This window comes from Bacteroides muris (ex Afrizal et al. 2022), from assembly GCF_004793475.1.
Lineage (GTDB): Bacteria > Bacteroidota > Bacteroidia > Bacteroidales > Bacteroidaceae > Bacteroides > Bacteroides muris.
This window is the reverse complement of the sequence record NZ_SRYZ01000018.1, coordinates 1-18,758: the sequence shown is the minus strand read 5'-3', so window position 1 is coordinate 18,758 and position 18,758 is coordinate 1. Positions and strand designations below refer to the sequence as shown.

The following is an 18,758-nucleotide window of genomic DNA, read 5'->3' as shown; positions in this document are numbered from 1 at the left end:
ACTCTCGAAAGTGAAACTTTTGCAAAGAAAAGCATACTATCTGCAAATAAATTTGTAACTTTGCAGGTGATTTATGCACTCTATGTAAGAGTGAAAACTTTTCCCAAACAATCGCATTTTACCACGAGATATTAAGGCGCAAACATTTAGCATTCAATATTTTTTATATCAAATGCAGCTAAATTTCCTATAACCAAATTGTTTTTTACTTGTTTCTCTCCAAAAGATTCAAAATCTTATTATTGGCATTATCTATGACATCGGTTTGAATAGAGGCAAGGTAAATGCGTGTCGTTTCTTCATTGTCATGCCCCATACCAAGACTGATAGCCTGCATAGGTACATTTTTCGATTGGGCGATACTCGCCCAGGAATGCCGGGCCACGTACATGGTCAGTGGGATAGGGATTTTTGCAAGTTCTGCAATCTTCTTCAAATATCTGTTGATTAACATCATTTTATTCAAATACTGCTTGCGTTCAGTTCCATCTTCCTTTGTGATAATAGGGAAAAGAAAAGGATTGTTTGAATCAAGATACTTATTGGCTATTGCTTCCATTTGTTTTTCCCATTTTACAACTAACTGTTGCCCTGTTTTACGTCTGTTATATACAACAAAGCCGTTTGCAAGATTTTTCTTTTTCAGATATGCAATGTCAACGAAAGACATCCCACGCATATAAAAGGAGAATAGAAATATATCTCTTGCAAAATCAAGGGTTGGCGTTTGACTCAAATCCAAATCTTTAATCCTTTTGACTTCTTTTAGGCTGATCGCACGTTTGGAGGTTTTGTCTACTCCGGTATATACACGTTTGAAAGGCATATTCTGTTTTGTAAGCCCATCTTCTACTGCACGATTATAAACACTGCGCAATATCCTTAAATAAAACGATGTGGTATTTCGGCATAAATTGGAAATTCTCATGTGACTTTCATACTGACATATTAGATGTTCATCTATCATATCAAAAAATAAATCTTCCTCATTCCTAAACTTCATAAAACTGAGAAGCATCTGCTTGTATGTTTCACTTGTCCGTTCTTTTCCTGCACTTTTCAATCTTTCTATTTGAATTTTAATATATTCAAAGACAGTTGTATTTTCAGTGGATAGGGCATAATACTCTTGTACTATTTTATCGGTAGTAAAAGGAAACCCATTGTTCTCTAAATTTTCAATGATTTTATGCAAGCGTTTTTTCTCCCACGTAACCTTTTCTCTGATAGATTTGATAAGCCCTTGTCTGTTTGGAGATACATACGTGGATTTGATAATATCATTACGATGCTTGTCCCACTCTGATTCTAATATCCGACAGGGTGTTCCTATCTGTTTTACCACTCTTTCGTGGATAACTTGAAAATACAAAGTGCCCTCTTTCTCAGGGAGAGAGGACACTCTAAACTTTAATTTTACTGATGCCATTCTATTACATATTTATTTTACCTTATACTTCTGTATCTCCTGAATCATCTCCTTGACATCTTCGCCGACCTGCACAAAGTTTTTATAAAGGATACGCTCCCGTTCATCCCTTGATTTGAAGGTGTAGAACTTAGGGAGAGGAACATATCCGGCTTCTTCCTTTTTTATCTCATTCATGTCAAAATCTGTCTTGCAGTAGAATTTGGATGTCTTGAATTCTTCGCTTTCCTGGATATTCATACTGCCACCGCTTCCGGTCTTCGTCTGCACGAAGTCACGTGCCGTCTGACCGCATATCCAGCCGGTAGGCATATCGGAGATTTTGGATGCCGGAACAAGGCTGTCCATATTCTCATTGAGGTTGATGGAGGTTTTGTCCCGGTCAATGGTCACGCCTTTTTTGAGCTGTACCACCTTACCGAAGATGTCGGATGACAACCATTCCAAGGTCTCTTTGGAACGGGCAGAACCGCTGACTACATTGCCGACAGTAGTGATAATCTTCTGCATACCTACTTTGCCATAGTCCGCTTCGAGCTGCGGCAACTCCTGAAATCCCAACGCCACCGATACCTTATTGCTTCGTGCCGTACCGATAAGGCGGTCTATCTTGTGGAAATACAGGGTAGGCAACTCATCCACGATGATGCTTACCGGGATATTCTTGCCCTGTCCGGTATTTACCCTTGTAACAAGACGATTGAGGATAAGGGCGTTCAGCGCACCGATGATGCTCTCCATTTCCGGGTCATTGGCAATCAATAGGTAAGAGGGATTCTTGGGGTCAGAGACTTTCAAATCGAAGTCATCACCGTCCTTGTGGAATATCCAATAGCTCTCCTTGGTCGCCAGACGCGAGGTATAGACACGCAACGTACCGATCATACCTTCCAACTGTTCCATTGCCTTGTTTTTCAGGGCGGTCTGAAACGGACCGAGCAACGGTGCCACCTCATTGTCGGTCTCCAACACCTCAAAGATGGTCTGATAGCTCTCGTTAAGGAACGAAAGGATATGTGGCATATCGGAATATTTGCCTAACCAATAAGCCGGCTCCACTTCCTCGCCAGCGGAATTGAATACACGCCCGGTGGTGATCATCCGTTTGGTCTGTTTGTCCTGTACCTTTTCCGCCGTGAGCATATTACCGTCCTTGTCGTAGGGTTCTTTCCCCCAGTTGCAGAAGAAATAGATACAGGCTGCCAGGAAGTTGACAGCGGAGGTCTGGAAGAACTGGTCGCTGCCTCCGCCTCCTTCTTTCTTGCCTTTCTGCAAGGACTCAAGCAGGGTTTCTGCGGTTTCGGATGCGGCAGCAAGGTTGTTGATGTATTTCAACTGGATAGGATTTACCCTGCGGCTGTATTCCACATCCACGAAGTTGATGATGTTGAATTTGCACCCCTTGGGCAGCTTTCCGAGCTTCTGGTTCTTCTTGTAATGATAGTACAATTTGCTAGCCAATGTCGGAAATTTGTAGTCGTAAACTACTAAGGCAAAGCCCTTTGCGGAGTGCTGCCGGATAAACGGCTCGATGATGGAAAAAGTCTTACCACTGCCCGGTGTGCCGACTACCCAAGTGCCTCGGAAAGGGTTGTTGATGTTCACCCAACCTTTACGGAACTTGCCTTTGTAATAATAGCGCATGGGGATATTGACCGAGTATTTGTTTTCCTGTAACTCCCGGCATTGCTCGAAACTTTCATTTTCAAAGTTGAAGCGGTCTTTGAGCAAACCCTCTTTGAGGAATTTGGAGATATTGTCAAGGGCGATGTGAACCAGTATCACGCCGACCACGGAGGCAATCATATAGAGCCAGATGTTCAGGCGCAAGGAATAAAGCCTTGTTTCCATCGGATAACCGTACAGCCATACGGACAGCACAATCAGCCCTATACCTGCTATGATAGGATAGAGGACTTGCTTGTGGCCATTGAACTCCAGTTTTTTCTTGTTCCTCGTGCCTATACAGGTGATGCAGATAAGCAGGAACGTGGCAAGTTTGCTGTACGCAAGATTTCCGTCATTGTATATCACCCACCGTTTGATGCGTCCGTGTATGTCGCAGAGGATACCTCCCCAATGGTCAAGCATGGCAGGGTCGATGGCATACTCGAAGAACTCCATCAGGATGGAGATATAGATGACCGAGCGGAATATCTTGTAAAAGCCTTGTAATTCTTTACTTTCTTCCATAGCTGTTATTCGCTAATTCCTTTAATAATCTGGTTTTCAATCTCTCAATGTGATGATTGCCCTTGATTTATGAGCCTGTATTTTGGGCGTATCGTGAATCGTTCCGCTTCCCATAGAATAGAGCCATGCCTTGGCGGTCTGTTGTTCATTGACCTCCGTACTTGTCCAGTACCAGCAATCATCGGCTTCAATGGACAGCGTGTCGCCACCGCACATCTTGATAACAGGATTGATTTGCTCCTTGGCATGATAAAGCAAGCGCATCTGTGCTACCGATGGGACATAGGCGGATTGGCCGTATCTCCACATATCAAAAACTTTCTCTGCCAGTGGCGAGGATGTTTCTCTCGCATCCAATAGGGCGAAAGTATTTTCAAATCCGTCCAGTGCGGCGATGTCGGCGGAGGTGTTTTGCTTCACGCCTATGCTGTCGGCAAAAGCCAATGGCTCCAAATCCCACAGATAGACGGCATAGCCGTTACCCTCGGTGTTCTCATCGTGATTGATATGGAACACCACGGCAATGGGTTGTTTTTCGGATTCCCTGAAGTCCGATACCGACAATACTTTTCCGTCCGTGCATAGGATATGACAGGGCTTCATTGCCGTGTCCGGAAAATTCCGGTGTTCGTCACAAGCCACGAATAAAACGGTAATGGCCAACATCCCGACCAGTCTGCCTATCTTGTTGTATATCTTCTTTTTCATCTTTCCCTTAATTTAATGGTAATTTTACACCTAAGACAATACCTGTGCGGAACAGGTCTTCGCCTTTTATCATCAAATCGGTCTTGACCTGGCAGAACAACTGCCAGCCACCACGCAATACATAATTGTGCTCATATCCGAGGTGGATGCCTCCCAAGAAACGACGGGTATCACTTCCTGCCGACGCACCGATACGGACATTGCCGTAATGATTGCGCCCACGTACCACACAAGGCTTGTAGGCGACACCGAACCCATAGCTTCGGTAATTCTTCCAGAATGATTCGGGACAGATATGCTTGCAGGAGGCGCATTCAGCCCACTTGATGTAACCGTTGGCAAAAAACTCCCAAGCATGGTGGTATTTGCCTTCATGTTCGTAAGAGAGGGTAAGATCCAGACCATTTTGATACAGGCAACCTACACCTAAAGAAAGCCGGTCGCTGTTACTCTGTGCCTTGCCGGTGATGGCAAATGCAACGATTGCCACCAATGCCAATACAATTCTTCTCATGCTCATTCCTCCTCTAACAATACGGCATTAAACGAATCGGCTGAAAGCACATCCTCATAGTCGATATTCAGACGTATGTTCCTGCCGCTTATCTGTTTCTCTGTCATCTCAATGGTAAGTACCTTGTCGTTGGGGAAGGTCATCTTCTTGACCACAATCACATTGCGATAGCCGTGACGGAATGATTTCGCCTGTTCAAGAACCAATGCCGGAGTCAATTCTATGATTTGGGCATTTGTCGCTTTGGTAACTTTCTTGTCAGCGAGTTTTAACCGGATCTCGTCAATGTCAAAACGGATGTTTGTCTTGTTCTCAATGGAGAAGTCAATAAAAAAGTAATCTCCGACCGCATAGATGTTGTTTAGTCTCATATTCATGCGGTGTTCCCTGTTGCTCACATTCCGGTATTTTGCAGGAGAGTTCCATATCCGTCTGGCATAACGGCTCATGTCCGATACCGACATGCTGACTGCCGGATTGTTGTAGGCATTCCGTTCCCGGAACTCTATCTCCTTGTCCGTTACGGCTTCCTGCATTCTTGTGGTATAAAGCAACGCATACTGGGTGCGGTAGCGTTCCGTGACAATGGTGACGATGGCAAGCACTTCTCCGTCTTCATGTCCGGTCTCTTTGGGCTTCAGACGAATGGTGTTGTTTATAGGCTGGTCTCCAACCACCTTGTCCGTGGAAATATCCACGAAACGGATGGGCTCGGAAGCGGTGATGACGGTCGTCACCTGCTCGTTGACGGTCAGCTGCTCCAATTCCTCGTAGGTCTGCTGGGCGAAAGTCGGCAGAATCGAGAACACTGCCGCAATTCCGGTACAGATAGTTTTGATGATTTTCATATCTCTGAATCTTTGAATGGATTATTTACTCTGTATTATTTTTTCTCCTGGCTGTTGATGATATAGACAAACGTGCCGTATTTCAGATTGACCTTGTTTTTCTTGATGTTCTTGCTGATGGCGTTGCTGGTCTTCTGGTAGGCATCCTGAATAGCCTGCATACCCCATTGGGTCAGACTGTTCCCGTTACCACCGGTGTTCATGCTCATATTGCTGTTGAACGCTCCGCTGGCCACATCCTTTGCGGTCTCCCGGAAGGAACTGGACGGCACATACAATCCCTCCAGTCCGTCGGTGTCGTAAAGGGAAAGGCTGACCTTGATGATTTCATCGTTCACAAGCACACTGCTGATAGTCCCTTTTACCCTTTGCGAGGAAAAACCGCTCATGATGGCATAGAGGTAGGAACCGCTTTTGACCACCGTCTCGTTTATCTCCACATCATCCAACAGACGAAGTCTTACACGGCTGCCTTCCACGGCTTTGACATTTTCGTCAATGATTGCCTTGATAAGGTTCGGCTCGTGTTCGTTGTGGGCAATGGTGTTGAAATAATCGGAAGGTACTTTGACCTTCTTGATCATTTCACCCGGCTTCTCGGTATCGGATGGCGCACTTACGGCACGGCTGTCTTCCTCGATGGTTCCGCTGACGGCAACAGGGGTGTCGGTTTGCTCTTCAAGGCTGTCTTCCATAATCGGAGCAACCTGCTCCTGCGCTTTCAGCCTTGCTTCGGCAAGGGCACGTTCCAACTCTTTGAGGGCTTCCTGTTCTCTCGTTCCGGCTTCGGCTGCTTCTGCGGCCAACGCTTTCTGCTGTTCCAGTTCGCCCAAGAGGGCGACTTCGTCCTGGCTGTACTGCGATTCGTATTTTTCTTTGTCATCATCGGGTTCTTCTCGTTCTATATTGTCAACCGCCGTGTAATCGGCTATCTTTCCCCACGATTTTGCCATATTCTCATATTTGCTTCCGATTCCGTCTCCGCCCTTAATCGTGGCATCGGGCAGGTCGGGATTCAGGAACTCCGTTGTCTGGAGGCTTTTGTCGGGTATCTCCGCTTTTCCCGTATTGAACAGGTCGAAAATGAAATACGAGGCGGCCAGCAACGGTATGTACAGAATGGCAGGAAGCATATACTTCGGCTGCTTGAAATTGATTTTCTCAAATATATTCTTCATCGCTGTTCTGATTGTCGGGGTTCAACTATGGGTGTTACCAAATCCTTGTGCCGTTTCCTGAGCAGGCTGTCCTGTACTTCCGTGGCACTTCTCGTTTCCTGTCCGTGGTGGTAGGCTTTTGCCAAACGGTAGATGTTGAATGTGAATGTGCCGATGACAAAGCCGAATACCATGACCAAGAACAGGATCTTGTTCCTGTTGGCAAACTCCTGTATCTTTGCCGCCATCTTGTCTATGCGTGTCGCTTTGGCGAACTTGCGCCCTGCATTCACATCGCGTTCATACCGCTCTTTGTATTGAGGATCGTTCTTGTCAGGCATTTTTTCGCCGACCAGCATCCTGCGGAATCCTTTGATGTTCATAACTGTACGTTTTAATAAGTTGTTTTCGTTTTCTGTTCGATGTCTTTATTGAGAAGGGTGCGCCAGTTCACGATCAACAGCCCATGCGGATTGTTCTCTGTTCGGGGCACTCGTTTGAGCTGTCCTGCCGTCACTAATTCACGCATCAGGATATTGCTCCTTCGCTCGATACGCTGACGGCCATAGTAGGTGAACTCCATTTTTCCCTTGTCAAAGGCAATGCTGTCGCAATAGATTGAAAAGACGGCACTCGTTCCTAAGATGTTGGAGTAAAATCCTTTCTCCTTGAGCGTGTTGTACTGTGCCAATCCGGTCTCATCCACTAAATACATCGCCTTGTTCATCGTGTAATGGATGTATTTGTCATCCGGCGGAAGCGTAAAGAAGAAGTGGTGGAACATTTCCACATGGCTCTTGGCTTCCACATCGAGGGTTTCTTCCATGGTGGTGCGGTTGACCAGTATGGGCACGTTGCCGTCCAATACATATACTTTCTGTTGTGCATCTGCCACCATCGTCCTTGCTGTCCATATACTGCCCACGCTGATGATGATGCAGCCGGCAAGGAAGAGCGAACAGATGATGCCGACCAGTTTGATTTTATTTTCCAGATTCTTGATAACCATACCTTACTGTCTTTGTGTTCTTAAACTTTGGGTATATTCACTGTGGAGTATGAGCATAACCTCTTCATTAACCATCCTGACCAGATTTTCAAACTCACAAGCGAAGACTTTGGTGTAGAATCCCAGTATATAGACTTGTACATACACCCACCAAATTCCTCGCTTACGTTTCTTTGCATTTTTACTGCACTTAACCAGTTGCAAACGATAGGTTAGGTATGTCGCCAATGGTGCTGCATAACAGTCGTAATAGTCAAAACCCTCCTCCAATTCCTCGTGCTTAGGGTCGAGATAGTGGTTTTCTGGTACGTATAAAATCTCTTCTTGCATACGCTTGTTGGCGAAGGTTACAAACTTCTCGTCCTCTAACCATTTTTCAATTTTCTTTTGTAATTCCATTTCTATTCTGTTTAATTGTTTGTTAATCTTATCTTGCCAATGTGCCGATTGCACCTGTCGCTGTCATCTTGGCCTGCTGTGCCACACCCTCGCCGAAGTTTCGGGTGGAGAAAGCGGTGTCTCCTTCAGGAATCATCCATGCCGCCAAGTCGGGTACAAGGTTCAGGCATTTCAGGGCAACAATGCTTGCCGCCATCAGATAGCCGGCAGAGAAGAAACTGTTTTGCAGATAGGCAGCCATAGTCTGTTCGCTGACTGTGATGGCTGTCAGGTTCTCTACCTGTATGCAAAGCACGATGTCGAAAAGCAACAGCACATAAAACCCGACGAAGTAGAGCATCGCACCATAAAAATGCACTGTCAGATACCTTGTCAGCCACTTTGCCCAGGCTCCTTCCCACTTGGGCAATAGCGAGAACGCCCACTGTATCGGACCGAATATCGTCAGCATTCCGAGCAGGATTTGCTGGCAGTAAATCGTAGCCCACCAACCGATTCTAAATACAATTAAGGCTATGAGCATCACGATTTTATCTATTCCTACCACGATTCCCGATGTGAGAGAGGTGAACCATAGTTTGGCTGCATCTTTCTCCATATTGGTCACTTCGTCCACACCTGTCTGTTCCATGGTGGCTTCTATCAAGTTGGGGTCGGAAGTGCCGCTGTGCGCCACATCTGCCTGTGCTTGCAGACTGGTGTACATCGTGTCTCTCGCAAAAATGAGTTGTTGCACCTCCTGGAATTTATCCTCAATATGTGTGGCTTCTGCCTGATACAGGTCGTGCGTATAAGAACCGATGCAGTTCGGGATATAGGACAGAAAGTCCAACACACACCAGTTGCTGCCGCTGTTTACCATGCCTGTGTCTGCCGGTGGGTACCACCAACAGAGAATGATGGAAATCGCCAACGGCTTGAACAGCTTCATAATATCCAACGGCTCGTTCTTGACCATCATCTTATACGCCATGCCTGCCGCCATAATAATGGCGAACAGGGCTGCGAGTGCCATACACATCTGCAATATCCACCAAAACGGCCCCTGTGAACCTGTAAACGTGGCATCCGTCAGGAACTCATTGGTCTGAAAAATCACGTCATCTATCTCTTCTTCAAGCAGATTGATGCCGAAGTCTGAAAGTATATCTCCGCTTGCCATCAGTGGTTGGTTTTATGATTGATAATGTCCTTGATAAATGCTACGCCTTTCGGAGTCCATTTCAAGTGATAGACATAGTAACAGCCCAATCTGCCTGTGGTATAGACGGCAATGCCATCCTTTTGCAGGTCTTCACGTAGATGCCACATACCGTTCTGCCGTACAATAACACCTTCTGCCAGTAATACTTTCTTGATTTTTGCATAGTAGCTGCCGACATACTTGTGTAGTTGCGTGAATGGTATCAGTTGCAGCTCTGCCGACTTTGTGTTCACATCCACGATAGGGGTACTGCCGATAATACCGATAATACCGGGCAACTTTGCCATGTTTTCTGACGGTCTCTTGTTCCGCTGTTTGGCAGCGTTCAACTTAAATCTGAGTTGGGTCAAATTTTCCATACCTTATTATATTTATCTGTTCACACTTTCATTACCGTCTCCGTCACCGCTTCCGCCATCGCCTTGCGACCCTCGTACTGCTGACCGGGATTCATTCCAGCGGCTCATGGCATTACTGATGATGCTTCTCTTGTCTATCGAGCGGTTGTTGCTTGCCGAAAGGAGATTTTTAGTGGCATTGCGGTTGCTCAACTGAACGAGATATTTGACCAGCACATCATTCTGCTTGGAGACATCGGCATAGATTTGCAGATATTGCCGCTTCCGCTCTGCATTGGGCATATAGGCATCCTTTGTCGCTTTGATGGCGCATTGATATACCTGGTAGTAGTCGCTCCAACGTTCTTTCTCTTTTGGTGAGCCGCCTGTCAGCAATATGCGGTCTATGTTCTTCTGAAACTGCCGCATCTGGGATTCTACCTTGTCCTTTTCCGCAAGCCAGGCAAGATCCACCTGTCGGTCTGCCACATTCAAGGCTTCAATCTTGGCCCGGCTGGTCAGTGCGGAGTCAATGGCTTCCGCCTCGTCCACCTGTTGATAGGATGCCACACCTGCCGTCGTGCGGAATGCGAGCTTGTTCTTTACTGCTGCCGTTTTCTTGTATTTGTTGTGCAGCAACGTGTAATAAAGTTCAGGTTTGAGCGCACCGGCTCCGGTTTCTCCCACTGTAATCTGATTCATCTTGGGCGAATCGTGGTTGTAAGTGACATATTGGGCTTTCGCTCCGATTGTCACAGCCATAATCATTACTGTTGTCAATATCCATTTCATATATTTCTCTGTTTTTTCGTTGTCAATAATCCAGTTTTCCTGATTGTCTCCACCTGCCGAAAGCATCGTCTATAAGTTCCCGTTTGCTTTTCGTGCGATAGACTTTCTCTTTCCAATAGCCGATACGGACTTGTATGTACCGCCATGTCTCGAAGTAGGCCCTGTTCAGATGCCTTTCGATAGTGTCTAAAGAATAGTTGATGCTGTTCAACACCATCAGCAAGTCCGAAGTGGAACAGGCTGCCGCTCCTGTGGCGTACAATACCAAATCGCTCACGGACTTGTAGAGGTATTCGCCTTCCTGGGCTATCATCCGTATGGCTCTGGCATTGATGGAGAGTATCAGCGTATCTGCCAGCTCGATGTGCTTTCGTTTGATGACTTTTTCGTTGAAATCTTCAAGCATTGCCTTGTAGTCCGAGATTCTGTCACTGACTCCCTGATAGGTGGAATGGACATTCAACGCCGTGCGTAGCGACTGGTACATCACGTCAATCACATCGAAGGCTCTGGTGTATTTATCCAAATCCACGTTCAACTCCTTGTAACCGACAGTCTCCTTACGGCTGTATTCGTGCAGGAGTTTGTTGCTGTGTTCCAATGTGGAGCGGGCCAGCAAAAGGCTGCGCTGTTGCTTATGGTCGTTGATGTAGGCTTCCACCGTACCTATGTCAAAGCTCCATTGTGCCTTTGCGGACAAAGGGACAAGCTGCATGAGTATCAGTCCTAATATGTATGTCTTGCCTGTGTTCATCGCTTGCCCTCCTTGTTCTTTTTGTTTCTTGCGTTCTCCATCCATCGGTCGTGGCACTCTTCCACAAGGGACAGCCTGCGCCCCTCTTCGTCATTGATTGGTGGCAGCACATCCTTCAGCACGTCGATGATGCTGCGTTTGTAGTGCATCATCTTCTCCAAGGATACTAGGTCGGCATAAATCTTCGTAAGCCGGGAGTCCACTTCACGGGCAATCTCAAGACGGTCGCTTGACCAAAGCAGATGGTACATGTCGTTGGTCTTCGTGTCTTCCTGCGGGGCTGTCCGGGCATATTCCGTGGTTATCTTGCATTTCGGATATTCTTTCGCAATCTTGGCTATACGGTCGTTGACTAACTTTGTCTTCTCCTTTTCGCTCATGCCGGGATCGAGTGTCATCACTTCCACCACGTGGGTATCGGAATATTCCGTGGTCAAGTCCCACGAGATTTGCAGGATGGCTCTGTGTATCTTGATGCCCAGAAAATATTTCGGTTTGCGTGCGATTTTCAGTGTTGCCCTGAACGTGATGATACCGTTGATGTTGGGTATCGTCCCTTTTCTGATAAAGGTATAGCCGTTCCACGATCCGTTGTCCTGCCAGGTGATGTTGTAAGCCGCCTTGCAATCCTGCATGATTGCCGGTATGCGGTAGTAGTCATCGGTCGCCACATCGTTCTCGCTCTTGGCTTCTTCCTTAGCCTGTGCGATTTCTGCCTGTTTCTGCTGCCAGGTGGCAAGCTCCGGCTTCAGCCTCTCTATTTCCGCCTTGTTCTCATTGTATTTCTGACGGAGAGGGATGGCATCTTCTACGCTGGCATTGGCTATCTGCTTGATTAGCGATTCATTTTCCTTTTCCAATGCGGATATTTGGGACTGGAGTGCGTAAACCTTGTTGTCCGCTTCCCGTTGCATGGTATCCAGTTCCGACAAGTCCAGTTCTTCGCTCTCGGCTGTGGTCTTCATCGCGCACTCTTTGGAATGGGCGTTAAGTGTCTTACCGCATTTGCGGCACTTGTACTGGGTCGTTCCCTGCCCAAGTGTCGCTCCATCCGAACAGGTCACACTGATTGTTACCGTCTCACAGCCTTTCAGCTTCTCTTCGTTGGTTGCTTGATAATAGTTCCGGCTGTCGGACGCGATATAATAGACATACCCGTCTTCGTTCTCGTTGAACTCTGACAAAAGTGCATTTAGTTGTGCCTTGAAAGTGTTCAAATCCATGGAGTAGGAGTCAAACAGATCTTCGTAAACGACTTCCTCGTTGTCCCAACTTTTCGTGACGTGGATTTCGTAGGCGTATGATTTCTTGGTCTGCTTGCCACCGCGACTGATGATATAGCAGGACTGGTAGTAATTGATGGCGTAATGAAATCCGTCATTGGCATTATTGAGCTGTTGCACCCTGTTTCTTGACCATCCTGCATAACGCTCCGAATTGGAAAGGGCCTGTTCCCGTTGCGAGGCATTGGGATAGAAATTCGGATCGCTTGTCTTGAAGCGGGTCCATTCGCCACCTTCAAGAATGCTCTTGTCGTCGGTCGGAGGCACATAGTCACAGAGCGGCACGCTGCCACGGTCACGTCTGGCGATATACCACCGCTGGGTATAATAGCTGCCCGAAGTCTCATCTAAATAATCGGTAATCCACGAAGTGAGGTTGTAATCACTGAACTTGAACAATCCTGCCACATTGTCCGGACCGCCCACGATACCGAGTATGGTCTGTCCTGCATTGTTTTCCAACTGCTCGAAGAGACCGCTGTAATGCTCATAGATGTCTATGACCTTGCTGACCTTGCCGTTCATCAGCTCATGGAAAGAGTTTTGCAGCAAAAGGGCGTTACCGATGTTGGTGATACCCGAAGTGGCAAGGCCGGCTCCCATTTGGTAGAGTTTGTCCAAATCGGCTTTCAGGTTCTCTTTCGTGAAATTGCCTGGAACTTTGGATAGGTCGTCAAAGAGGCGTTCCCAATCCACATTGCCGATTTCCGAGAGTTTCAAGATAGCGGCTATCTCTTCGTTGAACTCCAAAAAGGCGATGTCCGAAAAGGACAAGGTGCTGTTGGTGACAATGCTCTCGAACTGCATACAGAGGGCTTTGGTATCATCACACACCTTCATCAGATAGCTGCCCCAATGAAGGGCGGTCTGAGGAGAACGGAGCATCAGCTTGGCGACAATCCATGTCTTGGGGATAATCTTGTGTGCCACTAAATGATAGATTCTCCGATAGTAGTAATTTTCCGTGGCGCTGCTCCAGATGCCCAAATCAGTGAGTGCTTTGCGCTCCAGAAATTTGCTTGCGAATATACCGGCTGTTGCCACTTCCGAAGCCTTATAATGTTTCAGGATGGCTTGTACCTGCTCGTCATAATATGCCTCGGCAACAGTTCCTGTACCGTAGGCTGCAACCATGGCGGCCACGGTTTTCGCATCGAAGTTCACGCTGTAATACTGGGCGTGGGCTTGTTGGACGAAAATCGTGGCTATTGTCATTATTATGAGAGCGTATCGTTTCATTGTTGTTTTGTCTTTGGTTGATGAAGATTCAATACTTTTCCGGCAGCGTTTACTTTTTGGGCGAACGGCAGGGATTTGCCTATCCCGGAAGCCTCCCAATCGGCACAATACCGCTCGATAGCTTCCTTGTGGCTGCATTGCAGCTCTGTCTTGTAGAGTTTCAACGCTTCTTTCTCCGCTCGTTCCGTGGTGTAGGTCATATAGCATTCATGCGGTTCTTCCACGCCATAGACTCCGCTGGTCGTGCCACGGCGGATGAAGACCTCACGGAAGAATGAACGTCCCTCTTTATTCTCCAATCGGTTGATGGTGAATATTTTCTTACAGTCCACATCGGTCAGTCCGAGTATCGCCTTGATGGTGTCGAAGCGTTCACGGAATTTGCTTTGGTCAAGCAGCATTACCACATCGGAGTTGTTGATGATGGCTTCCTTTACGATTTCAGAGCCGATGATGTCCTGGATTTCCTGTGTCACCACACCCACGCTTGCCCAGAACTTTCGGGCGGTCTTGTACATAAACTTGATGTATTCTGCCATAAGTGGGGAAGCGATGGCTTTCCAGGCTTCTTCGATGACCAAGACCTTGCGGTTCTTCTTGATACGCATCTTCTGCAGGAACACGTCCATGATGATGAGCGTCACCAAGGGAAACAGGAGCGGGTCATCTTTTATGGAATCGATCTCGAAGACGATGAAGGTCTCGTCAAACAGCGAACTGTCCATATTCTCGTTCAGGGTCTTTTCGTGATTGCCGCCCAGGTAGAAGTCTTTCATCATATAGCGGTAGGTAGAGAAGTCTATCCCCAAAATGCTGTTCTCGTTGCAGATGTCGGGAATGCGCTGTACGGAGAACTCATAGAATGTGTTGAATGACAATGATTCCACTTTCAGTTCCTTTCTTCTTCGCTCTATCTCGTCGATAACCTTTTCTATCCGTGCGTTCAGTTCCGCTTCGTTTTCGGAACGGTTGCCGCCTTTGTTGCGCTCGTCAATCAGGAGACTTTTGCGCAAATCCTCCCTTTGGGGCGGTGTAAAGCCGTTGAACTTGTTGAAGTAGGTGTCATAATACTCTGTGATGACCTGTTCTATCAGTCTGTCTTCTGTCTTGGTGACAGTCCCTTGGCTTCCTTTCCAGATCAGCAGGACAAGGTTTTTCAGGAATCCGGTCTTCTCCACGTTCAGCTCCTGTCGGTTGATGCGGAACGGATTCATGGTAATGGGGCGTTCCTCCGTGTAGGAGATGTATTTGCCTCCTACGTATTCACACAATCCCTCGTATGAGTTACCGGTATCTACCATGACCACATCAGTCCCTTGCTCGTGAAGCTGGCGCACCACGCTGTTCATGTGGAAACTCTTGCCGCTTCCCGAAGGTCCCAAACAGAAAAAATTGCTGTTGTCGGTCAGTTTTTCCGCGCCCTCTTTTCCTGTGATGTCGATAGCCACAGGTACACCTTGCCTGTCCGTATAATAGATTTTCAAAGGTGTCTTCTCGCTATGCAGGATGCGCTCCTTGTACATCAGACAGGTGGCCGCATCTCCTAAAGTGAGGAAACGGTCATACTCCGGATTCATGCCGTAACAGTTGCCGGGAAAAGAATTGACGAACAGTTCCAACTGGTTATAGGCTCTCTTGGATATGTGGATACCCATCCTCGAAAAACTGTTCTCCAGATGGTTCGTGTATTTGTGGATGTCGGTCTTTGCGGATATGGCTACCACAAGGTTGTAGTGGGTATATACCAATTGCTTGCTCTCTCGTGCCACTACTTCCTGCACACGCTTGATGTCCTCGACTGCCATCTGGTTGCCGGGATTGGGCATACTCGCATGGCGGTTTTTCTTTTTGTCAAGCAAGGCCAGCTCTCTCTTTTGGTTGGGAATGAATATCATCTGGTTATACACCACGGCTTCGGCGTTGGGTATGGATGATACCGCAGATACCAAATCCATTGGCATACTGCTGTTGTTGACTTCCACATTCATGTAAGGACGGATGACGGAAGGCAGGCTTACGCTATCCACATCCACAAGGCTATATACCTTGCAACGCTTGTCGCCCATGGAGATACATTCGTCATCCACCTTGAAATTGGTCATGGAGACTACCTTGTCTCTGAAATTCATGGAGAAGTAGCGGTCTGCATAGTCGCTGACTTCCTGTTTGCCCAGGAACTTTATCTGAACACCTGCATCACGCAACTGGTCATGCACCTTGCGTATCTTCACGAGGAAATCACGCCATTTCTTGCTGTCGTATGAAAACAGGCTGCTCTTCTTGGATTCCTGAGTGATGGTCAGATAACATTCGCTGTCGGTGTAGGGTCTGCCGTTGAAGTAACGGAAATAGGATGAAGAGAGAAATTCACGTTCCTCACCGTTCATTCCCTCAAAGCTCTTTTTTACAAAAATGTCCTGCTTGTGTAGGGCGTATCCTTCTCCCAATGTCTGTGCTATGGCGGTAAAGAGTTGGGTGAACTCGTAATAGGCATCGATGTTGGCACAATACTTCTGCACCGGATTCTTCACTTTCAGCACAGCGGAGTATTCGCCTGTCTTGGTATATATCACACCGATACCGTCCGCATCTTCCACGGAGAAATAGATGTCCTGGAATATCCGTTTCCGTTTGCCTCCCGTGCCGAAAGCATAGACCGAAATGGCCATGCCTGCGCAAATGGCAATAAAAATCAGGAAGATGTATGTAATCATTCGGTTATTTACAATTAAGGGCAGGCTGACCTAATCAAAGGACAAGCCTACCCACGTTCAACATTCAATATATCCATTCATGGTCAAATGGTTTTCTGTTACATTTTCTTGGAATAGGCATAGATGAACACTCCTCGTTCCTGTCGTTTGCTGTGCAGCCCCTTGCGTTGCTTGAACAGAATCAGTCCGGCACCGCCTGTTACGGTAACTGTCAGTACAATCAGTGCGAGGACGAATCCTGCCAGACAGTAGGCAATGATAAAGCCGACTATGGCAATGCCTATCGTAGCTGCCGCCCAATAGATGTATCGTCCTTGAATACCCATAAATTCAAGGGGACGTTGAAGCCCCTTGAACAATGGATAATCGGGATAGTGTTCCTCTCTGCCGTCCATACCGCCTGTGCTTTAAGAGAGGCCGAAGAACAGAGGAAGTGCCTGGGCTGCCGCGATGAGGAAGATACAGGCTCCGACCACCATCATGATCTTCTTCTTGACATCCTGCTCCTCGTTGTTCATCGCGATGTAAACCGAGATTGCACCCACTACGGCAACCACACCGGCAATGGCGTAGCACAGTTTTACCACAATGGGAACATACTTGGCGATTTCCTCGCTCACTTGGGTCAATGCCGCTGTACCGGCCGAATAGTCTCCTGCGGTGGTCTGTGCCATCATTGCGGTTACACCACACACCATCATCAGGCAGGTCATCTGCGCTTTCTTGGAGGTCGCAATCTTCTTTGCGAATCGTTTTACTTTTTCAAACATGCTTGTTTCGTTTTAATTGGACTTTAATTATTGTTTTACACTCGTGATTTTCTAAATTCGGTAGCCGAAGAATGCCGGGAATACGATGGATGCCCCGATAATGAAGAGGCAGGCTCCTACCAGCGTGAGGATATGCTTGGTGATTCCGTCTTCGCCCGTGTTCATCTTGATGTATATCTGGAATGCGGCTATGACCGCAAAACCTCCTGCAACCGCATAAATGATATACTGGACGTACATCATCATCGTTACGACAAAGTCGTGCATCGAAGCCAATGCGTCTGCGCCCCAGGAGTAATTCACGCTGCCGCTCTTTGCGAAGACCGCACAAGGCAGCAGCATGAAGATTGGAGTTATTGCTTTTTTGATGTTCCATCCTGTCATAGTTCGTCTATTGCCGGTTTTATGGTTACACCTCCGTTGGATGGGGAGTTGCCAAGACCTTTTCCCATCATCAATTTGTATAGCTCTGCGGAATTGTAAGGGTTGGAGAAAGTGGCATGGGTCTCTTCCATTCTTTCCTCAATCCTGTGGTTGATTGCTTCAACCACATCCTGCTTGTGCTTTTCGCTCTCCGGTTCTTTATCGTCTGACACAGACTGCGTTTCATCAATGTAGTGTGTCTCATACTCGTTGTCCCCGACATTGAACCCCTTGTCGTTCTCCACCACGCTGACGCTTTCTTCCGCATCAAATTCGCTCACGTCGAACTCTTCTTCCTCGGATTTCTTCTTTTCACCGTTTCCGTGAAGGTCTTTGGTTATCATTACCGCATAATATACGATGTATGCTACGGTCAGCACAAGGACGAAAATGAAGTATGCTTTCATATTTTTTATAGTCTGAAATTAGAATATGATTAAAATATGATTGCAAAGGAAATACAATATTTTCATACTCTGAAAAATATCTGAGAAAACAGGCAGAATCTTAAACATTTTTGGGCAAAAATCTAAAATCATACTCAAATATCATACTTTGAATGAATTTTTAGACGTTTTACGAGTGTATATAAACACGAAAAGCCCTCCTTGTTAGGGAGAGCCTTCTATGGGTTGTGATATGCTATCAGAGGGAAGACAAAGACTAACGCCTTTTTCCCCTCAGATAGTCATTCAGGTCTTTGTAGTTGTAATAGTTTTTGGAGTGGTCGATTACCTTTATCCCGTAAAGTCCGGCAATGGTCTCGACTGTCTTTTGCCCGGCGAGGTCGTTATCCAGATAACAATGGATGAAAATATATTGCTCCAGTTCCAGAAGACACTTTTTCAAGTTGCTTACGGAGTTCATCACAAGAAAATCGGTCGGGATGTCAACACATACGTGGTAATCTCTCTTTTTATGCAACATTACATTAGTGTCCCATAAAAAATAGGGACTAGTTAAACATTAAATAAATTTGGCCCA

20 protein-coding genes are annotated in these 18,758 nt (G+C 46.8%); all 20 read right to left on the bottom strand.

Annotation, left to right across the window (positions count from 1 at the left end):
• Positions 1-205: 205 nt before the first annotated feature.
• The 20 genes from E5355_RS09515 to E5355_RS09420 all read right to left on the bottom strand — a co-directional run bounded on the left by E5355_RS09515 (position 206) and on the right by E5355_RS09420 (position 18,701).
• The gene (locus E5355_RS09515; protein WP_027200592.1) at positions 206-1,429 is read right to left on the bottom strand and encodes a tyrosine-type recombinase/integrase; all 1,224 of its coding nucleotides are present in this window, start codon (positions 1,427-1,429) and stop codon (positions 206-208) included.
• Between the two features lie 12 nt (positions 1,430-1,441).
• A complete protein-coding gene (locus tag E5355_RS09510; protein WP_136010179.1) occupies positions 1,442-3,622 on the bottom strand; it encodes a type IV secretory system conjugative DNA transfer family protein in 2,181 nt (726 codons plus the stop codon).
• A 36-nt stretch (positions 3,623-3,658) separates the two neighbouring features.
• Positions 3,659-4,330 carry a DUF1566 domain-containing protein gene (locus tag E5355_RS09505; protein WP_136010178.1) on the bottom strand — a complete coding sequence of 224 codons (672 nt, stop codon included), beginning with the start codon at positions 4,328-4,330 and terminating at the stop codon, positions 3,659-3,661.
• A 7-nt stretch (positions 4,331-4,337) separates the two neighbouring features.
• Positions 4,338-4,844, bottom strand: coding sequence for a hypothetical protein (locus tag E5355_RS09500; protein ID WP_370282079.1), 507 nt, complete (start codon positions 4,842-4,844; stop codon positions 4,338-4,340).
• Positions 4,845-4,846: 2 nt separating this feature from the next.
• Entirely contained in the window at positions 4,847-5,692 is an 846-nt protein-coding gene (gene traN, locus E5355_RS09495) for a conjugative transposon protein TraN (RefSeq protein ID WP_136010176.1), read from the bottom strand.
• A gap of 35 nt (positions 5,693-5,727) precedes the next feature.
• Positions 5,728-6,870 carry a conjugative transposon protein TraM gene (gene traM / locus E5355_RS09490; RefSeq protein ID WP_136010175.1) on the bottom strand — a complete coding sequence of 381 codons (1,143 nt, stop codon included), beginning with the start codon at positions 6,868-6,870 and terminating at the stop codon, positions 5,728-5,730.
• Complete coding sequence (locus E5355_RS09485; protein ID WP_027200598.1) at positions 6,867-7,232, bottom strand: hypothetical protein; 366 nt, start codon at positions 7,230-7,232, stop codon at positions 6,867-6,869. The genes traM and E5355_RS09485 overlap by 4 nt, the downstream gene beginning before the upstream one ends.
• Before the next feature lie 11 nt (positions 7,233-7,243).
• The gene (gene traK, locus E5355_RS09480; protein ID WP_027200599.1) at positions 7,244-7,858 is read right to left on the bottom strand and encodes a conjugative transposon protein TraK; all 615 of its coding nucleotides are present in this window, start codon (positions 7,856-7,858) and stop codon (positions 7,244-7,246) included.
• A gap of 3 nt (positions 7,859-7,861) precedes the next feature.
• A complete protein-coding gene (locus E5355_RS09475; protein WP_136010174.1) occupies positions 7,862-8,257 on the bottom strand; it encodes a hypothetical protein in 396 nt (131 codons plus the stop codon).
• Positions 8,258-8,285: 28 nt separating this feature from the next.
• The gene (locus E5355_RS09470; RefSeq protein WP_027200601.1) at positions 8,286-9,419 is read right to left on the bottom strand and encodes a hypothetical protein; all 1,134 of its coding nucleotides are present in this window, start codon (positions 9,417-9,419) and stop codon (positions 8,286-8,288) included.
• A complete protein-coding gene (locus E5355_RS09465; RefSeq protein ID WP_136010173.1) occupies positions 9,419-9,820 on the bottom strand; it encodes a hypothetical protein in 402 nt (133 codons plus the stop codon). The genes E5355_RS09470 and E5355_RS09465 overlap by 1 nt, the downstream gene beginning before the upstream one ends.
• 12 nt (positions 9,821-9,832) lie before the next feature.
• A complete protein-coding gene (locus E5355_RS09460) occupies positions 9,833-10,591 on the bottom strand; it encodes a DUF5045 domain-containing protein (protein ID WP_136010172.1) in 759 nt (252 codons plus the stop codon).
• A gap of 22 nt (positions 10,592-10,613) precedes the next feature.
• On the bottom strand, positions 10,614-11,345 hold the full coding sequence (locus E5355_RS09455; protein ID WP_027200604.1) for a hypothetical protein: 732 nt from the start codon (positions 11,343-11,345) through the stop codon (positions 10,614-10,616).
• Positions 11,342-13,867: a hypothetical protein gene (locus E5355_RS09450; protein WP_136010171.1), complete on the bottom strand. Its 2,526-nt coding sequence runs from the start codon at positions 13,865-13,867 to the stop codon at positions 11,342-11,344. Before E5355_RS09450 ends, E5355_RS09455 begins: the two co-directional genes overlap by 4 nt.
• Positions 13,864-16,581 (bottom strand): helicase HerA domain-containing protein, encoded by a 2,718-nt coding sequence (locus tag E5355_RS09445; protein ID WP_136010170.1) that lies wholly within the window; start codon positions 16,579-16,581, stop codon positions 13,864-13,866. Before E5355_RS09445 ends, E5355_RS09450 begins: the two co-directional genes overlap by 4 nt.
• A gap of 98 nt (positions 16,582-16,679) precedes the next feature.
• Positions 16,680-16,976 carry a DUF4133 domain-containing protein gene (locus E5355_RS09440; protein ID WP_136010169.1) on the bottom strand — a complete coding sequence of 99 codons (297 nt, stop codon included), beginning with the start codon at positions 16,974-16,976 and terminating at the stop codon, positions 16,680-16,682.
• 12 nt (positions 16,977-16,988) lie between these two features.
• A complete protein-coding gene (locus tag E5355_RS09435) occupies positions 16,989-17,351 on the bottom strand; it encodes a DUF4134 domain-containing protein (protein ID WP_027200608.1) in 363 nt (120 codons plus the stop codon).
• A 51-nt stretch (positions 17,352-17,402) separates the two neighbouring features.
• Positions 17,403-17,735, bottom strand: a complete 333-nt coding sequence (locus E5355_RS09430) for a DUF4134 domain-containing protein (protein ID WP_050553478.1) — start codon at positions 17,733-17,735, stop codon at positions 17,403-17,405.
• Entirely contained in the window at positions 17,732-18,181 is a 450-nt protein-coding gene (locus tag E5355_RS09425) for a hypothetical protein (RefSeq protein ID WP_136010168.1), read from the bottom strand. The genes E5355_RS09430 and E5355_RS09425 overlap by 4 nt, the downstream gene beginning before the upstream one ends.
• A gap of 256 nt (positions 18,182-18,437) precedes the next feature.
• Positions 18,438-18,701 (bottom strand): toprim domain-containing protein, encoded by a 264-nt coding sequence (locus tag E5355_RS09420; protein WP_370282074.1) that lies wholly within the window; start codon positions 18,699-18,701, stop codon positions 18,438-18,440.
• Between the last annotated feature and the right edge of the window lie 57 nt (positions 18,702-18,758).

Excerpts from the sequence above, each read along its gene's own strand:
- E5355_RS09515 (WP_027200592.1), bottom strand. The coding sequence starts at position 1,429 with ATGGCATCAGTAAAATTAAAGTTTAGAGTGTCCTCTCTCCCTGAGAAA.
- E5355_RS09510 (WP_136010179.1), bottom strand. The coding sequence starts at position 3,622 with ATGGAAGAAAGTAAAGAATTACAAGGCTTTTACAAGATATTCCGCTCG.
- E5355_RS09505 (WP_136010178.1), bottom strand. The coding sequence starts at position 4,330 with ATGAAAAAGAAGATATACAACAAGATAGGCAGACTGGTCGGGATGTTG.
- E5355_RS09500 (WP_370282079.1), bottom strand. The coding sequence starts at position 4,844 with ATGAGAAGAATTGTATTGGCATTGGTGGCAATCGTTGCATTTGCCATC.
- traN (WP_136010176.1), bottom strand. The coding sequence starts at position 5,692 with ATGAAAATCATCAAAACTATCTGTACCGGAATTGCGGCAGTGTTCTCG.
- traM (WP_136010175.1), bottom strand. The coding sequence starts at position 6,870 with ATGAAGAATATATTTGAGAAAATCAATTTCAAGCAGCCGAAGTATATG.
- E5355_RS09485 (WP_027200598.1), bottom strand. The coding sequence starts at position 7,232 with ATGAACATCAAAGGATTCCGCAGGATGCTGGTCGGCGAAAAAATGCCT.
- traK (WP_027200599.1), bottom strand. The coding sequence starts at position 7,858 with ATGGTTATCAAGAATCTGGAAAATAAAATCAAACTGGTCGGCATCATC.
- E5355_RS09475 (WP_136010174.1), bottom strand. The coding sequence starts at position 8,257 with ATGGAATTACAAAAGAAAATTGAAAAATGGTTAGAGGACGAGAAGTTT.
- E5355_RS09470 (WP_027200601.1), bottom strand. The coding sequence starts at position 9,419 with ATGGCAAGCGGAGATATACTTTCAGACTTCGGCATCAATCTGCTTGAA.
- E5355_RS09465 (WP_136010173.1), bottom strand. The coding sequence starts at position 9,820 with ATGGAAAATTTGACCCAACTCAGATTTAAGTTGAACGCTGCCAAACAG.
- E5355_RS09460 (WP_136010172.1), bottom strand. The coding sequence starts at position 10,591 with ATGAAATGGATATTGACAACAGTAATGATTATGGCTGTGACAATCGGA.
- E5355_RS09455 (WP_027200604.1), bottom strand. The coding sequence starts at position 11,345 with ATGAACACAGGCAAGACATACATATTAGGACTGATACTCATGCAGCTT.
- E5355_RS09450 (WP_136010171.1), bottom strand. The coding sequence starts at position 13,867 with ATGAAACGATACGCTCTCATAATAATGACAATAGCCACGATTTTCGTC.
- E5355_RS09445 (WP_136010170.1), bottom strand. The coding sequence starts at position 16,581 with ATGATTACATACATCTTCCTGATTTTTATTGCCATTTGCGCAGGCATG.
- E5355_RS09440 (WP_136010169.1), bottom strand. The coding sequence starts at position 16,976 with ATGGACGGCAGAGAGGAACACTATCCCGATTATCCATTGTTCAAGGGG.
- E5355_RS09435 (WP_027200608.1), bottom strand. The coding sequence starts at position 17,351 with ATGTTTGAAAAAGTAAAACGATTCGCAAAGAAGATTGCGACCTCCAAG.
- E5355_RS09430 (WP_050553478.1), bottom strand. The coding sequence starts at position 17,735 with ATGACAGGATGGAACATCAAAAAAGCAATAACTCCAATCTTCATGCTG.
- E5355_RS09425 (WP_136010168.1), bottom strand. The coding sequence starts at position 18,181 with ATGAAAGCATACTTCATTTTCGTCCTTGTGCTGACCGTAGCATACATC.
- E5355_RS09420 (WP_370282074.1), bottom strand. The coding sequence starts at position 18,701 with ATGTTGCATAAAAAGAGAGATTACCACGTATGTGTTGACATCCCGACC.